The 17,122-nt window shown below is 63.3% G+C and carries 15 protein-coding genes and 3 pseudogenes; 6 read left to right on the forward strand and 12 right to left on the reverse strand.

Features of this window, described 5'->3' with window-relative positions:
- Positions 1–170: 170 nt before the first annotated feature.
- Together H290_RS0117505 and H290_RS31710 are read right to left on the reverse strand one after the other, a co-directional pair.
- Positions 171–1,580, reverse strand: a complete 1,410-nt coding sequence (locus tag H290_RS0117505; RefSeq protein ID WP_020108125.1) for a wax ester/triacylglycerol synthase family O-acyltransferase — start codon at positions 1,578–1,580, stop codon at positions 171–173.
- Positions 1,581–2,480: 900 nt separating this feature from the next.
- A pseudogene (locus tag H290_RS31710) lies at positions 2,481–2,789 on the reverse strand (TrkA C-terminal domain-containing protein); the annotation flags it as partial.
- Between H290_RS31710 and H290_RS31210 the strand changes: the two are divergent.
- Positions 2,771–2,993, forward strand: a pseudogene (locus H290_RS31210) (IS3 family transposase); the annotation flags it as partial. The pseudogenes H290_RS31710 and H290_RS31210 sit on opposite strands and share 19 nt — an antisense overlap.
- Before the next feature lie 178 nt (positions 2,994–3,171).
- Positions 3,172–3,651, forward strand: a complete 480-nt coding sequence (locus H290_RS28980) for a PPOX class F420-dependent oxidoreductase (protein WP_020108126.1) — start codon at positions 3,172–3,174, stop codon at positions 3,649–3,651.
- 1,703 nt (positions 3,652–5,354) lie between these two features.
- On the opposite strand, the gene H290_RS0117530 is transcribed toward H290_RS28980, so the two are convergent.
- Genes H290_RS0117530 through H290_RS0117550 form a run of 5 tightly spaced genes read right to left on the reverse strand, consistent with a single transcriptional unit; the run spans position 5,355 to position 9,075 of the window.
- Positions 5,355–5,537, reverse strand: coding sequence for a hypothetical protein (locus H290_RS0117530; protein WP_020108128.1), 183 nt, complete (start codon positions 5,535–5,537; stop codon positions 5,355–5,357).
- Positions 5,538–5,561: 24 nt separating this feature from the next.
- The gene (locus H290_RS0117535) at positions 5,562–6,167 is read right to left on the reverse strand and encodes a DsbA family protein (RefSeq protein ID WP_020108129.1); all 606 of its coding nucleotides are present in this window, start codon (positions 6,165–6,167) and stop codon (positions 5,562–5,564) included.
- A 51-nt stretch (positions 6,168–6,218) separates the two neighbouring features.
- The gene (locus tag H290_RS0117540; protein ID WP_020108130.1) at positions 6,219–6,617 is read right to left on the reverse strand and encodes a DUF302 domain-containing protein; all 399 of its coding nucleotides are present in this window, start codon (positions 6,615–6,617) and stop codon (positions 6,219–6,221) included.
- 22 nt (positions 6,618–6,639) lie between these two features.
- A complete protein-coding gene (locus H290_RS0117545) occupies positions 6,640–6,885 on the reverse strand; it encodes a DUF2892 domain-containing protein (protein ID WP_028463333.1) in 246 nt (81 codons plus the stop codon).
- A gap of 39 nt (positions 6,886–6,924) precedes the next feature.
- Entirely contained in the window at positions 6,925–9,075 is a 2,151-nt protein-coding gene (locus H290_RS0117550) for an MMPL family transporter (protein WP_081631623.1), read from the reverse strand.
- Between the two features lie 167 nt (positions 9,076–9,242).
- Between H290_RS0117550 and H290_RS0117555 the strand changes: the two genes are divergently transcribed.
- Positions 9,243–9,509 carry a metal-sensitive transcriptional regulator gene (locus H290_RS0117555; protein WP_020108133.1) on the forward strand — a complete coding sequence of 89 codons (267 nt, stop codon included), beginning with the start codon at positions 9,243–9,245 and terminating at the stop codon, positions 9,507–9,509.
- 399 nt (positions 9,510–9,908) lie between these two features.
- On the opposite strand, the gene H290_RS0117560 is transcribed toward H290_RS0117555, so the two are convergent.
- Entirely contained in the window at positions 9,909–10,169 is a 261-nt protein-coding gene (locus tag H290_RS0117560) for an SHOCT domain-containing protein (RefSeq protein ID WP_020108134.1), read from the reverse strand.
- 132 nt (positions 10,170–10,301) lie between these two features.
- Between H290_RS0117560 and H290_RS0117565 the strand changes: the two genes are divergently transcribed.
- The gene (locus tag H290_RS0117565; protein ID WP_020108135.1) at positions 10,302–11,066 is read left to right on the forward strand and encodes a response regulator transcription factor; all 765 of its coding nucleotides are present in this window, start codon (positions 10,302–10,304) and stop codon (positions 11,064–11,066) included.
- The gene (locus H290_RS0117570; protein WP_020108136.1) at positions 11,063–12,235 is read left to right on the forward strand and encodes a cell wall metabolism sensor histidine kinase WalK; all 1,173 of its coding nucleotides are present in this window, start codon (positions 11,063–11,065) and stop codon (positions 12,233–12,235) included. The genes H290_RS0117565 and H290_RS0117570 overlap by 4 nt, the downstream gene beginning before the upstream one ends.
- Positions 12,236–12,569: 334 nt before the next feature.
- Here the strand turns inward: H290_RS0117570 and H290_RS0117575 are convergent, their stop codons facing one another.
- The 3 genes from H290_RS0117575 to H290_RS0117585 all read right to left on the reverse strand — a co-directional run bounded on the left by H290_RS0117575 (position 12,570) and on the right by H290_RS0117585 (position 16,054).
- Positions 12,570–13,211, reverse strand: a complete 642-nt coding sequence (locus tag H290_RS0117575) for a DUF305 domain-containing protein (protein WP_028463334.1) — start codon at positions 13,209–13,211, stop codon at positions 12,570–12,572.
- Positions 13,212–13,300: 89 nt separating this feature from the next.
- A complete protein-coding gene (locus H290_RS0117580; RefSeq protein WP_028463335.1) occupies positions 13,301–15,709 on the reverse strand; it encodes a cation-translocating P-type ATPase in 2,409 nt (802 codons plus the stop codon).
- 111 nt (positions 15,710–15,820) lie between these two features.
- Entirely contained in the window at positions 15,821–16,054 is a 234-nt protein-coding gene (locus tag H290_RS0117585; RefSeq protein WP_020108139.1) for a hypothetical protein, read from the reverse strand.
- Positions 16,055–16,455: 401 nt separating this feature from the next.
- Between H290_RS0117585 and H290_RS32055 the strand changes: the two genes are divergently transcribed.
- Positions 16,456–16,539, forward strand: coding sequence for a cation transporter (locus tag H290_RS32055; RefSeq protein ID WP_155976913.1), 84 nt, complete (start codon positions 16,456–16,458; stop codon positions 16,537–16,539).
- A gap of 482 nt (positions 16,540–17,021) precedes the next feature.
- On the opposite strand, the pseudogene H290_RS31720 reads toward H290_RS32055, so the two are convergent.
- Positions 17,022–17,120: pseudogene (locus H290_RS31720) on the reverse strand (phosphate transport system regulatory protein PhoU); the annotation flags it as partial.
- Positions 17,121–17,122: the final 2 nt, after the last annotated feature.

Below are 17,122 nucleotides of genomic sequence, written 5' to 3' on the forward strand. Positions count from 1 at the left end.
CAGCCAGCAGATCGCGCCCGACGTATTCTCACCAACGAATAGAAGGCGATCAACCGTTGAAAGACGTCGGTCCCGGACCGATAGGTGGTCGTTGGCGAACATCGCCCATCGTGGATTCCTGTCGTGGTAGGCCGATGTGGCGGCGGGTCGACGGTCGGATCATCGACGGCTCACAGTCCGACGGCATGCTCCAGGGCGTCAAGTTCGGTATCGAGGTGGTCGAGGATCGTGGCCAGGTCAGACACGGTGCGTCGGCAGCTGGTAAGCCCGAAGACGACCTGGTCATCGGTGCTGGTGCACGTGATGTTCAACGCCTGACCGTCGGTGGGGATCGACAGCGGGTAAAAGCCGTCGAGCCGGGCACCGTTCCAGTACTGCGGGGTCAAAGTGCCGGCGACGTTGGAGATCACCACGTTGAACGGGGGTCGCCACGGCCCGCGCCGCCCGGCCAGCATTTCCATGGCGAGCGGAGCGACGCCGAGGGCGCTCGTCGCCAGTACCTGCATCTGGCTCATGCTGCGCAGTGTCGCTTTGCCTTCGTTCATGCTGGTGCGCACGGTTGCCAGGCGTTGACCGGCATCGGCGTGGTGGGTGCCCAGGTTGCACATCAGGAGCCCGAGCCGATTCCCGGATTCGGGTTCGGATTCGGATTGTCCGCGCAACGAGACCGGGACCATCGCGACCAGCGGGTCGGTTGGCAATGCGTCCAGAGAGTGTAGGTAGGTGCGCAGCGCCCCAGAACACAAGGCCAGCACCACATCGTTGATGGTGGAGTCGGCGTGTTTGGCGATCATTCGGAGCCGTTCCAGTGGCCAGGTGCGGGCGGCGAAGTCCCGCGCACCACTGATCGGGACGTTCAGCAGGGTGTGCGGCGCCGTCAACGACACCGGACCACCGCGGCCATGTACGGCGTGATTCACGGTCCGGGTCAGCACCGGCACCAATCCCGCAATCTCGCCCACTGCATTGCGGACGGTGGATGAAGCTGCGCCCGGCAGTTGCAGTAGACGGGTACCGGGCGCACCGTCATTCGAGGCGGGCCGGGGCCCGGCAGTCGCTGCCACCGGCGGCTCCCACGGTGCGGGCATGCCGCGCTCGTCCGGGTTCTGGTTCAGTGCGCTACGCAGCAGTTTCATTGCCGCCGTACCGTCGGCGAGTGCGTGATGGATTTTGACGTATACGGCCAACCGGCCATCGTCCAATCCCTCGATCAGGTGCATCTCCCACAGTGGCCGACCGCGGTCGAGGAGGTTTGCGTGTAAACGGGAAACCAGGACCATCAGTTCAGCCATGCCACCGGGTCTCGGCAGGGCATCGCGGCGGACGTGATGACCGAGGTCGATCTCGGTCTCGACATCCCAGCCCCACTGACCGAGTGAGGTCACCGAGCGTCGAGCCATCTTCCGAAACAGCGGTGCCACCACATCCTGGGCCAGCGCGTCCTCGAACAGCGCGGACAAATCAGCCGCGTCGCCATCGTCAGGCGGGGTGAACAGCGCCAGAGCCCCGACGTGCATCGGGTGCTCGCGGGACTCTCCTAGCAAGAACATCGAATCGGTCGGGGACATCGGCAACAACATCAATAGCGGCCCTTCATTTTCAGAACCCCGAACTCTCGGGAGAAGCAGTCGGAGGGCAAAATACACCTGCCGCTCGCGATCGGCTACGTGTCCCACATCACGAACCGGTCACGTACGTTTAGTTATACGTCACGTGCAAGAAGTGCGCACCTCGAAGCGAAAATGACTCGCGTTCTATTTCATGGAGTTCGGTAAATTTTCCGTACGTCCTTCGGTGGCTGCGGTACTGATGCGCAGGCATTGTTGGTTCAGTCGCGAATCGACCCTGCGTCTGGGATGCTGTGGTCCGGGTGGTCTTGGTGGGATGAATGTGAACATTAACTTACGTTGGGGCAGTAGTTATTTCGACACTCACCACCACGTCGGGTAGACGATCGCTGGCACGGGTGACTTCGAGAGGAAGCAACGGCCCATGCGACAGGTGTTTCGCCGAACTCGACGTGACATTGAGCGGTGTGCGGCACCCTCGCGGGGGGAGCAGAGGCCGGAACTGTTGGCCCTCGGCTGTTCGTCTGTTCATCCGGTGTTCATAAATAGAGCAATTCACAAAGAAGCCAGGACACATCCGGCGACTCCTTCGGTGGGTTGAGGTCCTGGTGAGCTGTCAACCCCTGCGTATCCGCGTAGGCCGTTCGAGCACCTTGCGTGCATGCAAGGTGCTAATAGCACTTTGTTACCATTCGATACCACTCCCCCACGTTCTCACTTCCAATGTCGCGTCAGAACGTCGCCGGCCTCCTGCAGCGCCAGATGCCCGGCGCCCGCAGTTCGAAGTTAGTCGACTCCGCGTACTCCGGCAGCCACAAGGAGAAATACCCCAAATCTACTGCGTCACTGCGTCTGTCGAGGCGCGGCCCTACCGTCGCGCCATGACAGACGAGGACCGATCGTCCGCGGCCCTTACATCAGGTCGCGGAAGCGTTCGGTATCGCCGACCTGGCCGACGATGATGATCGTGTCGCCCGACTCGACGACGGTATCGGCGGTGGCGTGCGTGAAGCCTCGCGGGTCGTTTGATCGCCACCACTGTGACCCGACATGTGTCTCGGATGGTGTTCTGGCCCAAAGGTTTCCCGATGATGATCGCCTGCGGGGTCGCCTTGAACATCGCGAAACCGCCCTCGAATTCGGCGTAGTCCATCATTCGTCCCCGTACGAGATGAGCCACCCCTCGCCCATGTCGAACACGGGACGCACGACGCGATCAACTCATGGAATCAGCAATCGGCGTGTACACGACCGAACTGATCGACCGGGATCGTTCCTGGAGCGGTCGGGCCGAAGTGGAACGCGAGACCGTGGCCTACGTGCACTGGGTACAACATCGACCGTCTGTACTCGTCAATCGGCTACTGCTCGCCCGTCGAGTACGAGAACCGCTACCGTGAGCACGTCACCTCCGAGGCAGAGGTGGATTGGACTAGGTCTCCACCCGTTCTACGTGTTCAATACACGGCCTCCGGCCCACCACACCGGTTGACCATGTCAGTAGGTTTTCGGTGCAGTCAAACCAAGGAGCAAACACCCGCCGGTCTCAACACCTTTGATACGTTTCCGCCACTGTGGCCTTTTCATCGAGCACACTGTGCATATGACATCCGCCAAGTTGCCAGAGGCTCCGATCCCCGATTCCCATTTCAGTATCCTGGAGACCGCTTTGCTGGCCATGGTCAGCACGATCAGTCATAGGGACGGACTGATCTCGACGAACCCGGTCGGCTTCGACTGGGACGGTGAGCATGTTCGCCTGAGCACGCTAAAATCGCGCGTGAAGTACCGCAACCTCATGGCGAATCCGCAGGTCACCTTCTGCGCGGTCGATCCGGTAACGCCGACGCGCTACATCGAGATTCGCGGCTATGCGCAAATAACCGAAGACCCGGCACGCGCCCTGAGCAAGAAGTTGGTCGGCCGCATGAGCGGCAAGGAAATGGATCTTGACGAACCGGGCGCTGAGCGAGTGATCATCACGATCATCCCCACCCATGTCTCGACGCCGACGATGTACGGCGGACGCATGGATCAGCGCGCCACAGCGTTTGTAGAGTCCCAAAAACCTCCATCCCCGTGACACCGTCCTGTGGACCGAGGCCGAGATGCGCGAGGCATTCACCAAGGACGTGACACACCCCCGTCAGGGTAATTGCCTGACATTCGAGTAGCGGATCGAAAGCCAGCGCGGTCACGTCAGGTGAGTGCGTAGTCCGCAGAACGATCGAACTGTGTGATCGCTGGGGGTCGGGGCGGGCAACAAAGAACGAGGGCCACCTCGGATGCGTGGTCAGCATCGCCGCCGATCCGTCCTCGACACCCACCTTGATACCGAGTTCACCGAACCGGCATAGGGCTTGTCCTGGCAAAACCCGGTGGTGACAGTGGCTTTGGCGTTTCAACTCGTCGGGCCACTGTGTAGGAATGATTAATCTGGCTACAGCTGGGCAGTGTCCGACGTGCTATTGACTGTGAACTGGACGCGGACTGACACTTTCGAGCCGCATCCCGAGGTTCGAGAGAACGCAAGCACCGGATGTCGATCGATGACTCCGCGGGCGAAGTCAGTCTGCAGTGTGGCGAAATGCAATTTGTCCGTGACGACCGCGTGCGTCTGTTGCTGCAACGGAGACTCGTGTGCTCCCCCACATCAAGTATTTTCATATTTCAGGTCGAGGGCACCAACGACCACGACGCCGCCTGCCTGCCCAAGTGTCAACTCTGTTCCACATCGGCAAGAACCCCGCCACGAACCGGCAGAGGCGATCGCCAATGACCAGGTGCCCAGCTGGGTGCCACCTGTTGCCACACTTGGCTGTCCCTGGGCATTACGAACGGCCGACGAACTGGCAACTGCGTCACGGCAGAGAATCGTGGATACGCCGATCGGACCAGCACCACCCTCAGTCAACGGCCCGGCGAGTTGCAGGTCACGCCGCCACTCTCGTCGCAGGCAGATACTGCACCGGTACGCAGAGGGTACGCAGTAGCACCCAGACCACCCAACGCTATTCAACGCCGCAAACACGAATCACGCTCCCCCACTGCATGATTCATAGACCCTCAATAGCGCCAACGATCTGCAAACATCCACAACCACAAGTTCAAAACCCGTCCAGTGTCAGTTCGAGTCCGACCGGGGGCACAAAACCGCAGGTCAGAGCGGTATATGCAAGTGCATTAAAGGCCGCTAAGTGTTGGGTACGCAGAGGGTACGCAGGAACTTTCAGAAGTGCCCATTTGGCGAGGATTGAACGCCTACGACTGCTACCACCATCCAGCAACGTAGCGGGCCCTATGGCGAGCCGACTGGATCGTAATTCCGTACCCGCACAACGGATCTGAAGAATCTGAGCCGATTCTCCCAACTTTCACCCCCTGCACACCCAGATTAGAGATCCGCAATCGAAACGCCACTGGACGGATTTTCTCGATACGTACCCGTTGGGCAGCTGCGCGCCGCCAAATGGCTCGGCCGCGTGTGCCGATTCGCACCACCATCTGCCGCCAGCGGTTGCACGCCAATGCGCCGAGCGCCGAAATTCACGAGACCCGGTGCACCGCAACCCGATCTGCACACATCCACGGTGGCAGGTTCAAATCCGTCCAGTGTCCCTTCAAGTCTGACCGGGGGCACCACATTTACGCAGGTTAGAGGCTATTTTCGGGAGATTGAACTCGCTCACATCGTGCCGATACCCACTCGGTACGCAGTAGGTACGCAGCGATCTCAGCGCCAGCGTGACCTGCCTTGGCAAAGCTTTTTGTCCAGATCATCCGACATCAGACGGCCCGCAGCACTCGAATGTCATCGTCACTGTCCGCCCCGACCAACACCGATTCTTCGGTCCCCGTCACAATGCCGCCGGGCTCGGCCTCGACGGGCGACATCGGTGTGGCCGATCTCGCCCGGCCCGGCATCGGCCCGGTGTCTGACCGATAGTCGTTGTCGACGCGGACGGTCAACTGGGATCGTTCCGGGGGACTTCGTCAGTCGTTGGAGAAGTCCGGCGGTCCGTTGTGTGGTCGCTGTAGCTGCGCGAACGACGGCGTGCGTGCCAGTGTTGCGATGGCGTCGAAGAGTTGGTCGCCATCGCTGCGGCCGGGGATGGCGGTGAGGACTGGCCCGAAGAAGCATTGCCCGTCGATGCAGGTGATGGGGCTGCCGCCGGTGTCGCCGAGTTTGTCTTGGCTTTGTTGGTGTGCGACCCGGACCGCGCCGTCATACAAGGTGCTGGTCATTTGATCGGCGAGTTGGGGGTCCAGGCCGCTGTCGGTCAATGCTGCCGCGACCATGTCGGGGGTGACGGGTTCACCGTTGTTATGGATCCGTTGTCCCAGCGCGGTATACAGCGCTCCGATGGCGGCGTCGCCGCCTTCGTTGTGCGCGGCGGCCAGGACACGGCCCAGTTTCCGGGAGACTTCCATGTGGTGTTGCTGCTTGTCGTTGAGGTCGGCTCGTTCGTTGAGGACGGCGAGACTCATTTGCCGCCAGCCGATATCGATGGTGCGCCGCTGGGTGGTGTCCATCAGCCAGCGTGAGGTTGCCCAGGCGAAGGGGCATGCGGGGTCGAAGTAGAACTCAATGGTGGTCACGGGATGCTCCTTTGCAGCGCGCTGACGGCGCTCGGCGTGTATCGGTGGTGGTTAGGCGTTGAGTGCGGCGATGGCTGCTGTGAGCTTTTCTGTCGCACCCTGGGCGACCGGCACGAGCCCGGCTTCCCCTGACACCTCGACCATGAGGTCGGGGTTCATGGCTTCGACGATGGTGGACGAGCTGTTTTCGGGGTCCGTGCGAACGACGACGTTGCAGGGCAGCAGGAGTCCGATCTGGCGGTTGACTCCCAACGCGCGGTGGGCCAGGGGCGGGTTGCAGGCGCCCAGGATCAGGTAGTTCTCCATGTCGACGTCGAGCTTCGTCTTCAGAGTGTCCTTGACGTTGATCTCGGTGAGGATGCCGAATCCCTGATCGGCCAGTGCTGCCCGTGTCTTGGCGACGGCCTCGTCGAAGGGGAGTTTCAGAGTGGTTGAAATAGCAAGCGCCATAACAGTTTTCCTTTCGGGTTGACTACTTGTCTGCGGATTGAAGGATGTCACACTGCCGAGGCAGGCCCAGTCGATGCATCAGCAGGCTGGCAGGGCACCACCCCGCGATGCTGTAGAACACCAGGTTCAGGGCCACGAAGACTGTGAGGAGCAGCCACCAACCCGAGAAAACAGTTGCCAGCGCCAGGCTCACCAGCACCATGGTCCCGGCCAGTAGCGGAACCGCTCGCTCCACCGTCCATGCTCTGCGAGTCGTGTCAGTGTTCATCGGTTCGAGTCCTTTCAGTTCATGTCGGTTGGGGTGTGCTCAGTGGGAGAAGGTGATCGAGGGCAGGATTCGCTGGAGCCAGGTCGGCGACCACCAGGCTGCCCGTCCGGTGAGCCGCAGCAGTGCCGGCAGCAGCATCAGCCGGATCAAGATGGCGTCGAGCAGGACCGCAACACCGAGGATGATGCCCATTTCCTTGGGCGGCAACGGATCTGCAAGAGCGAAGGTGAAGAACACCGCCACCATCACCGCGGCAGCGGCGAAGATGATGCGCCCTGAATGCGCCATCCCGTCGATTTGCGCGGTCGCCGGATCGCCGGTGCGCTCATAGTGTTCTTTGGCGGTGGCGAGCAGGAAGACGGTGTAGTCCATGGCGATGGCGAAGATCATGGCGAAAAAGAACACCGGTCCCCAGCCGTCGAGAAAGCCCTGCGGAGTAAAGCCGAGCAGCCCGGACAGATGCCCATCCTGGAAGATCAGCTTGGCAACACCGAACGCCGCAGCCGTCGACAGCAGGCTCACCACGGTCCCGATCACCGCGATCAGCGGGGCCTGCAACGCGACCAGCAGCAGCACGAACCCCAAGACCAAGATGATGGTGATGATCAGTGGCAGATAGTCGTTGAGTGCCTGCTGGAGGTCGAGATTCTCTGCTGCGGCGCCGCCCACCACGGCATCTGCGGGCAGGGCACCGCGTAGGTCGGACACGATGGTGGCCATGTGCGCATCGGACGGGTCCACCGAGGGCAGCGCCTGCAGCATCACGTAGTCCGCACCGTCAGCGGCCGGCTGCGCAGGGGTGACCATTTCGATCCCCGGCGTGTTCGCCGCGGCCGCTGCCACCTGCTGCGCTTGTGCCGAGGGCGCGATGATCTGCAGCATGCCAGGAGCGCCCTGGCCCATCTGCTGCTGGACCAGTTCATAGCCTTGTCGCACCGGAGCATCCTGCGGCACCACCGCAATCGACGGCATCGCCACTTTGAGGCCGATCACCGGAATCGCAAGGACGATCAGGACGGCCAACGAACCCAGGGCAAAGGGCCACGGATGGTTGTTCAACATGGTGCCCCAGCGTGCGAACAACGGTGAACGATGCTGCTGACGCTTGGCATAGGGCAACGATGCCGCATTCACCTTTGATCCGAGCGCACCGAGCGTCGCGGGCAACAGAGTCAACGTGGCAACGAGAACGAACGTCACCGCCAGCATGATCCCGACAGCCATCGTCCGCACCGCCGGCGCCGGCACCAGCAACACCGCCGACAAACTCACCAGCACGGTGATACCGGACAGGACAACAGCTTTGCCCGCGGTGCCCATGGTTTCGGCCACCGCCGCCGCTTTGCTGTCATTGCGCCCCATCGCATCGCGGAACCGGGAGACGATAAACAGCGCATAGTCAATTCCCAGGGCCAGGGCGAACATCATCGCAAAGTTCATGGCCCACACCGAGATCGGTGTCACCTGGTTCAGAAGAACCAGCCCACCGGCCGAGGCGACCAGGCCGGCGATGGTCAACAGCAGCGGCAAACCCGCCGCCACCAGCGAGCCGAACGCCAACACCATGATGGCCAACGTGACAGGCCACGAAAACAGCTCCGCCTTGATCATCGCCTCATGGTTGGCCTTGTTGAAATCGCTCCACAACGCAGACGCACCGGTGGGATACACCTCGATACCGTCCCCCGACAGATCAGTGAGATCACCCTTGATGTCGTCGACCGCACGGACCATGTCGTCAGTGTTCGCATTCGCACCGGCGATCATGATGCCCGTGTGCTGATCGGGACTGATGGTCATACCCGGCTGCGGAGCCACCACCGCGGCGAACCGGGAATCTCCCTGAAAGATCGCAGTGGCCTCAGCAATCACGTCCTGCACCCGCGGGCTCTGGACGGTGTCGCGGTCCGAGTGCACAACCACCTGCACCGCTGCCGACGAATTGCCGCCGAAATGCTGCTGCGCCAACTCGCGCACCTGAACCGATTCCGAACCGTTGGCCTGCCATCCCGCACCGGCCAACGACGAAAACACCGACGGCGCGGCCGCACCCAACCCGATCAGCACCAACAGCCACACCCCGAACACCACCCGTGAGTGCCCCGCCATCAGCGCCCCCCACCGCCCCAGTGCGCCCGGTGACAGTGGCGGCGAGTTCAGCTGACTTTCAGTAGATGCACTGCGGGCCATCGCGCAACAACTCCTTCAACCATCCAAACGAATACCCCAGGGGGTATATACTCTGAGGCGAGACAATACCCCCTGGGGTATGATCGGTCAAACAACGCCCGTCGTCCGCCCATTACCCCCCAGGGGTACTTTGGTCCGTGACGGTGACACGAGAGAGGCCCTTACAGATGACTGGTGACGAAGAAGCAATGGGCGCGGTACTGAACCGGCTACGGCGGGCGCAGGGCCAACTGGCCGGGGTGATTGCCATGATCGAGGCCGGACGGGACTGCAAGGACGTGGTCACCCAACTCGCCGCGGTCTCCCGGGCGCTCGATCGCGCCGGCTTCAAAATTGTTGCCTCCGGAATGCGTCAATGCATCAACGGTGCCGACCCCGGCCAGGCGCCGATGACCGAGGCTGAACTCGAGAAACTGTTCTTGGCCCTCGCGTAAAAGGCGCCAGTCGGTGGCGCCAGTTATGTTCCGGAGCAACGGGTGTCATCGATGCCCACTGATCGGGGAGCACGCCATGGTGGTTCAGCAGCGTTACCGGTCGGCGACGCTGAAGAATCCTGGACGGTGCTCGATGACACATATGCGGTCGTCGAACCGGCAGAAGCATTCCTGGCACACCCGACAGTCATCGAACGCTCGCCGACGACGATCCCTTCGTTCGCCTTAGACCTACGTGACTACTTCACGTTCCTTAGAACTACGTGACTACTTCACGTTCCTTCGTAGGCACCAGATCGACTGGACTGCAGCCACGGGTTACGTCGGGCATCGAGGCGTGCCGCGGATTAGGCACCCCGGGAACGAACGACGCTGCCGTGCGGTACTTCGGTGGGCCATTCAGTCATGCCCAGTGCGTAGTTGGTCTCGGCGGATGCGGTACTCCTCGGCGTCGATCTCCCCACGGGCGAAGCGTTCGTCGAGGATCGTCTTCGCGCTCGGCCTGCTGTGGGCGTCGGTGTCGTAGGGAAGTTGCCGGCCAATGCCCACAGTGCGGAACAGTGCCACGACCCCGACGATGACAACCCCCCAGAACGCGGCCATCAGCAGGACCATCAGCACCCAGCCACCCCAGCCCATCCCGTTGTTCCACCACATCATGGCCGGTCACCTCTCGTTGCACTCCATCGTGGAGTCCGGATGCGGTGAATCGGTGCGGGTTTTATGTAGTTTCGCTGAAGATTAGGTCGGGTCGGGGCGACGCGTACCGGAACTGGAAGGACAGCGGCGACGATGGAGACCATGGACAACACGTCGCCGCTGTCGCGAGAGAGCGCCTCGGGATATCGGGCCTTGGTCGTCGACGATGAACGCCCGCTGGCCGCGGTCGTCGCCAGTTACCTCGAACGGGAACACTTCGAAGTCGCCGTCGCCTACAACGGTGTCGATGCGCTCACCCTCGCCCGGGAAATCGACCCCGACGTCGTGGTCCTCGACCTCGGCCTGCCAGGCATGGACGGAATCGAGGTATGCCGCGCACTGCGGACGTTCTCCGACGCCTACGTGGTGATGCTGACCGCCCGCAGCGCGGAAATGGACACCATCATCGGGCTGTCCGTCGGCGCCGACGACTACGTCACCAAACCGTTCAGCCCACGGGAGCTAGTGGCTCGCATCCGCGCCATGTTGCGCCGACCGCGCACGGCGCCGGCATACGAGACACCGGCACCCGGGCCGGGCGTCACCGAGGCTCCGCCCCGAGTATTCGGGGCACTGAGAATCGACGTGGCGGGCCGGGAGGTGTGGCTCGACGATGGTCCGGTGATGTTGACCCGCACCGAGTTCGACGTGCTGTCGGCCTTGGCGTCCCGACCGGGTATGGCCTTTAGCCGGCGCCAGTTGATCGAGGCCGTGTGGGGAGAATCCTGGGTCGGGAACGAGCACCTCGTCGACGTCCATGTCGGCCACCTGCGCCGCAAACTCGGCGACGACCCCGCAGCTCCGCGGTACGTCACCACCGTGCGCGGCATCGGGTACCGGATGGGAACCGGGCAATGACCTCCCATCGGGTCCGACCCCGCGGCGTCGGCCTGGTCCGCGGCCGTGGCGGTACCAGCCTCGGCGTCCGACTGCTGCTGGCCCAAACGATGGTGTTAATCGCGGGCGCTGCCACCTGTTGGGTGGTCGCGGTGTTTGTCGGGCCCCCACTGTTCCGCGAGCACCTGCACCGCGCCGGGATGCCGGCCTCGTCCGACGAGCAATTCCACGCCGAGCAGGCATACCGATCAGCGACAGCCATTTCCCTGGCGGTGGCCCTCGGGGTGGCCATGCTGGCCGCGCTGGTGGTGACTTGGTATTTCAGTCGACGCCTGCAGCGGTCGGTGACCGAAGTATCGTCTGCGGCGACCGAGGTGGCCGCCGGGCGCTACGACATTCGGGTCACTCGCCCGCATCTCGGGAACGAATTCGATGCACTCGCCATGGCGTTCAACCGGATGGCTGCCAGGCTCGAATCGGTCGAGACCACCCGCCGCCAACTTCTCGGTGACTTCGCCCACGAGATCCGCACCCCGGTATCGGTCCTCGAGGCGTACATGGAGGCACTCGAGGACGGCGTCGAAACACTCGATGCCGAGACGATCACGATGCTCCGCGACCAGACCCGCAGGCTGGCCCGCTTCTCCGAAGACGTCAGCGCACTCACCCATGCAGAAGAGAGCCGGACCTCGATCAAGCCCACCTGGGTGGACCCCGCCGTATTGCTCTGCACCACCGTGACCGCCGCGGCCGACCGCTATGCAGCGAAACAGGTCGCACTGGACTCCCGTGTTCCTGCGCACCTGCCCCGCCTGTGGGCCGACCCGCAGCGGCTTGAGCAGGTGCTGGGCAACCTACTCGACAACGCCTTGCGCCATACCCCTAGCGGCGGTCGGGTGAAGGTCACCGCCGGCCGGCAACACGAACTACTGGTGATCGAGGTGACCGACACCGGCGACGGAATCGCGGCCGAACACCTCCCGCACCTGTTCGAACGGTTTTACCGCGTCGACGCGGCCCGCGACCGCGAACACGGCGGAGCCGGGATCGGGCTGGCGATCGCCAAAGCCCTCGTCGAGGCGCACCACGGTCACATCACCGCCCACAGTGACGGCCCCGGAACCGGCAGCACCTTCACCATCACCTTCCCGATACACCCGGACGAGCCCGGAGAGAATCGGGGATGGTGATCGCCGGCACCGGTTCACACCTTCTCCCCCGCCGGCTGACCTGCGGCGACAGCCCCAGGGCCGGGTCGGGTTGGTGCGCGTCGTCCAGCGAACATCCGGCCTCACGTACCTGCTCGAGCGACAATGGCCAGCTACTGGTGACCCTCGCGAAATCCCCACCGGGGACCAGCTCGATGTCCACGCTCGTCGTTGCATCGAGACTGTCGAGTTCCTCGGTGACCACCTCACGCCATGCGCGCAGGTGATCCCGGAAACGTTGCAGCTGGCGATGGTGCTCAGTGTGATCTCCTCGAATGACGTCAGCGGCGGGTGGTCAAATCCACGAAGCCGGGTGTCAGAGCGAGACCAGAATGTTCTGCATCGTGATGATCTCCCGCTGCTGGGTGTCGGCGATGGAGCGGGCCATCGCAATGGTGTCAGGATACTGGCCGGAGTCGATTTCGTTCTGCGCCATCGCAATTGCGCCCTGGTGATGGACGATCATCTGCGTCAGGTAGAGCCGGCTGGCGTCCACGCCCTGAGCGTTCTGCAGCGCCGCCATGTCCTCGGCGGACATCATTCCGTTCATTCCCATGCCACCATCGCCTGGCATCCCCATACCCGGCATAGAACTCGTTGTGCGCTGGCCGGAAGGCATCATGCTCTGGCCCCACTCAGTCAACCAGCCCTGCATTCGGTCAATTTCCGGACCTTGCGCCGCCTTGATCTGGTTGGCCAGCTCGATCACCCGAGGGTCGATACCGTCCTTGGCCAACACCACATCGCTCATCTCGATCGCCTGCTCGTGATGCGGAATCATGTGCTGGGCGAACATCACATCCGCCTGGTTGTGGGGCTCGGCGGCCGCCGAGCTGGCGGTCAGGCTCGCAGAGCTTCTGTTCTGCGCTGACTGATCGTCATTGGTGTCGCTGCAAGCGGTCAACATGACCAGAGCAGCGACCGCGGCTACACCCGCAAGGAGGGACTTCATCTTCATGACGGGAATTCCTTTCATACTGTGTGTACGTGCTGATCAAGCAAGGCCTCGGGCATTGGGCGCGAAGCGGTCCCGCAAACGGGCAACTTTCACCGCGGACCTGTCGGTGTGGGTTCAGGGACAGGCCGGGGCGCGGCCGGGTGTGGTTCGGGCGGGGTGGGCAGCTTGAGTCGTTTGAGCATCAGGGCGTTGACGGCGACGATGAGGCTCGAGCCGGACATCGACAGGGCCGCGATCTCCGGTCGAAGTACCAGGCCCAGTGAGGGTTCGAAGACGCCGGCGGCGATCGGCAGAGCGATGACGTTGTAGCCGACGGCCCAGCCCAGGTTCTGCCGCATCTTGCGCAGGGTGCCCCGCCCGATCTGCAGGGCGATGGGCACGTCGAGCGGATCCGAACGGATCAACACCAGGTCGGCGGTTTCGATCGCGACGTCGGTACCGGCACCGATCGCAATGCCGAGGTCCGCCTGTGCGAGGGCCGGAGCGTCGTTGACACCGTCACCGACCATCGCGACCTTCTTGCCGGCGCGCTGCAGCGCAGCAATCGTGGCGGCCTTGTCGCCGGGGAGCACCTCGGCGATGACGGTGTCGATGCCCAACTGTCCGGCGATGCGCTGTGCGGTGGCCTCGTTGTCGCCGCTGAGCATCACCACCTCGATACCCAGGTCGTGCAGGGCAGCCACCGCGGCGGCGGAGGTGTCCCGGGCAGCATCGGCCAGCGCGATCACCCCGACCCCGCGGCCGTCGACGGCCACCAGCACCGCGGTCCGGCCGCTCGAGGCCAGCTCGTCACGCCGCTCCGTCAGCGCACCGAAATCGACGTGTTCGGCGACCATGAGCTTGCGGTTACCGACCGCAACGCGTCGACCCTGCACCTCGGCAGTGGCGCCGTGACCGGGCACGCTCGCAAACTCGGCCAGCGGCAGTGGCGCGACACCGCGGTCGGTGGCGTACCGGACGATCGCCCCAGCCAGAGGGTGCTCGGATTCACGTTCGACCGCCGCGACGAGCGCGAGGAGTTCGTCTTCGCCGATGCCCACACAGACCACGTCGGTGACCTCCGGTTCACCCCTGGTCAGGGTGCCGGTCTTGTCCATCACCACACTGTCGATACGCGCCGAGGTCTCCAGCGCAGTGGCGTTCTTGAACAGCACCCCGCGCTGCGCTCCGAGGCCTGTGCCGACCATGATCGCCGTCGGAGTGGCCAAACCCAACGCGTCGGGACAGGTGATGACCACGACGGTGATCGCAAACAGCAACGCCATCTGTACGCTCTCGCCCGCCAGCAGCCACACCACGAAGGTGCCGGCGCCGCCGATCAGCGCGACAAAGACCAGCCAGAACGCGGCCCGGTCGGCGAGCCGTTGCCCGGGCGCCTTGGAGTTCTGTGCCTCCTGGACCAGGGCGACGATCTGGGCGAGGACGGTGTCCGAGCCCACCTTGGTCGCGCGTACCCGCAGTGTGCCGGTGGTGTTGATCGAGGCACCGGTCACCTCCGAGCCGGGTGTCTTGGTGACCGGCAGACTCTCGCCGGTGACCATGGACTCGTCGACCTCGGAGTGCCCTTCCTCGACTGTGCCGTCGACCGGGATCTTCGCGCCCGGGCGGATGAGCAGCAGGTCCCCGGCGGTGACCTCGGCCGTGGGGACCTCGACCGGTTCCCGGTCGCGCAGCACCAGCGCCGTCGGCGGCGCCAGTTCGAGCAGAGTACGGATCGCGTCGTTCGCGCCGCCGCGTGCACGCATCTCGAACCAGTGGCCGAGCAGGACGAACGCGGTCAGCACGGTGGCGGCCTCGTAGAAGACCTCTCCGCCACCAGTGAATGTGATTGCGGCACTGTAGATCCATCCGGTGCCGACGGCCACGGCGACCAGGACCATCATGTCCAGCGTCCGCGCCCGCAACGCCCGGTAGGCGCCGTCGACGAAGATCCAGGCCGAGTAGAAGATCACCGGGATCGACAGAAAGAATGAGAAAACATCGTCGCGCAGACCGAATGGTGCGGCCACCGTGAATCCGAGGACGTCGCGTCCGATTGGAGACCACAACAGGATCGGGATCGACAGCACCGCGGCAACCAGGAACCGGTTGCGCATGTCCCGGACCATGGAGTCCATCGACATCCCGGCATGACCACCACCGTGGCCCATCATCTCCTGCGGCGAGGGTCCCTGTGCCTCGTGTGTGACCGCTGCCGCGGGTACCGCGGGCGGCGGGACGTGGAGGTGCTGTTCGGCCGCGGCGGCCGGCTCGGACATCGGGTCGCAGACGTGATCGGGCACCGAGCGCCCGGCGCAGTGATAACCGCAGTCCCGCAACCACTTCGACAGTTCGACGACCGACGTCGTCGCCGGGTCGTAGGTGACCGTTGCGGTCTGGTTGACAGCGTTCGCCTCGACAGAGGTGACTCCTGGGCGACGGCGCAGGGTGGCCTCGACCGAGGCTTTCGAGCTCGCCCAGTTCAATCCACCCACTTCGAGGACAGTGGTTCGATTCATTCGCTGTGGCACCTTTCCTGGTCGCGGCACCGGGCCGTCATCGCCCGTCCGAGCAGCAGTGGTTATCCGCACCCCATGGGGACCGAGATCCGCCATCGTGATCCACACCAATCAGATTTTTCTCATCGGAAACATCATCGCCGCCAGCATTCCCATGCAGCCCAGCGCCAACACCAAGCTCCCAATTCCCACCGTCGCGCTGATGATCAGCGCGACAGCGACAACCAGAATCGGAATACAGCACACGATCATCATCTGGCGGTGACGACTGTGACCACCGGAGCTCTGATGCTCCGGGTCGTTGTTAGCGCCGAGGTGGGACTCACCCCGATCCACGTTCATCATCGAGTTCGACCCTTGGACGATGGGAGGATTCGGGCAATCGGCTCAGCCCGGGTGATGTTGCCATTCCACTTCTGCGTCATCATTACTCCTCGAAGTCTGTTGCACGGTGCGAAGATCCGGACCATCTGATGTCACTGGCTATCGGGGCAACTGTCCTGTCAAGTCGGAGCCTGCCTCCATCAGATGTGGCTTGGCTAGTGGTTCGGTGAAGATTCGATGAAGGAGGCACGCCCAGGGACTCCAGCCTCGGCCCCCGTCGATTGGATCGACCCAAGGTTCCCGCGATGTGACCCAACATCCATTACATATACCCCCTATGGGTATATGGCTTGCGATAGGAACGCTGACTGAGAGTTCGAGAAAGACAAGTCAACGACTGCAACGACATACACCGTCCAGGAATGACCTGCGGGCACTGCGTGGCGACGGTGAAGGCTGCGGTTGGCTCGGTCACCGGCGTGACCGGGGTGGAGGTGGACCTGTAGTCGGGTGCCGTGACCGTTGCCGGGACGTCGAGCGATTCTGCTGTCGCGGAGGCAGAGTACGACATCGTCTCGACGAAACCTCAGGTGCCGGCAGATCGAGATCTGCTCCTGGCCGATGCGGGCTGCTGCTGCGGATGACGGATGACGCCAGGTCGGCGGCTCACCCACCGGCCTTGCCCGTTGCCAGCGGTCGCAAGGACTTCGAAAACCACGACGCCCGTAGGTATCTGGTGACGTCGAGGGTCACGCCATGCTGGCCGACCGAGTTACACCGGGCACGATCCACTCCGGATAGGTGACGGGGCGGCCGAGGCAGCGATCGAGCAGTCGCGCGTTTGGTGATTCAGTGTGTCCGCGGCGGAGATTCGAGCGCTCGGTCTAGGTGTGTCGCCAGACCCTGGCAGAGGACAGCTCCAGTAGCGCGGATCAGTTTGCAGCCCGAACCGGCAGTCCTGTCGCGGACGTCGTCGGTGTCAGGAGCTTCAGGCCTGTCCGTCTGCGTATTGTTCCGGGGTTTGACCGGTGGCTTGGAACACGACCCGCCGGCCGATGAGGACTGCGTGGTCGGCGAATCGTTCGTAGA

It is taken from the genome of Nocardia sp. 348MFTsu5.1, from assembly GCF_000383535.1.
GTDB lineage: Bacteria > Actinomycetota > Actinomycetes > Mycobacteriales > Mycobacteriaceae > Williamsia > Williamsia faeni.

Excerpts from the sequence above, each read along its gene's own strand:
- H290_RS0117555 (WP_020108133.1), top strand. The coding sequence starts at position 9,243 with ATGACTGGTGACGAAGAAGCAATGGGCGCGGTACTGAACCGGCTACGG.
- H290_RS0117505 (WP_020108125.1), bottom strand. The coding sequence starts at position 1,580 with ATGTTGTTGCCGATGTCCCCGACCGATTCGATGTTCTTGCTAGGAGAG.
- H290_RS0117560 (WP_020108134.1), bottom strand. The coding sequence starts at position 10,169 with ATGATGTGGTGGAACAACGGGATGGGCTGGGGTGGCTGGGTGCTGATG.
- H290_RS0117585 (WP_020108139.1), bottom strand. The coding sequence starts at position 16,054 with ATGATGAACGTGGATCGGGGTGAGTCCCACCTCGGCGCTAACAACGAC.
- H290_RS0117575 (WP_028463334.1), bottom strand. The coding sequence starts at position 13,211 with ATGAAGATGAAGTCCCTCCTTGCGGGTGTAGCCGCGGTCGCTGCTCTG.
- H290_RS0117565 (WP_020108135.1), top strand. The coding sequence starts at position 10,302 with ATGGAGACCATGGACAACACGTCGCCGCTGTCGCGAGAGAGCGCCTCG.
- H290_RS0117570 (WP_020108136.1), top strand. The coding sequence starts at position 11,063 with ATGACCTCCCATCGGGTCCGACCCCGCGGCGTCGGCCTGGTCCGCGGC.
- H290_RS32055 (WP_155976913.1), top strand. The coding sequence starts at position 16,456 with ATGACCTGCGGGCACTGCGTGGCGACGGTGAAGGCTGCGGTTGGCTCG.
- H290_RS0117545 (WP_028463333.1), bottom strand. The coding sequence starts at position 6,885 with ATGAACACTGACACGACTCGCAGAGCATGGACGGTGGAGCGAGCGGTT.
- H290_RS0117550 (WP_081631623.1), bottom strand. The coding sequence starts at position 9,075 with ATGGCCCGCAGTGCATCTACTGAAAGTCAGCTGAACTCGCCGCCACTG.
- H290_RS0117580 (WP_028463335.1), bottom strand. The coding sequence starts at position 15,709 with ATGAATCGAACCACTGTCCTCGAAGTGGGTGGATTGAACTGGGCGAGC.
- H290_RS28980 (WP_020108126.1), top strand. The coding sequence starts at position 3,172 with ATGACATCCGCCAAGTTGCCAGAGGCTCCGATCCCCGATTCCCATTTC.
- H290_RS0117540 (WP_020108130.1), bottom strand. The coding sequence starts at position 6,617 with ATGGCGCTTGCTATTTCAACCACTCTGAAACTCCCCTTCGACGAGGCC.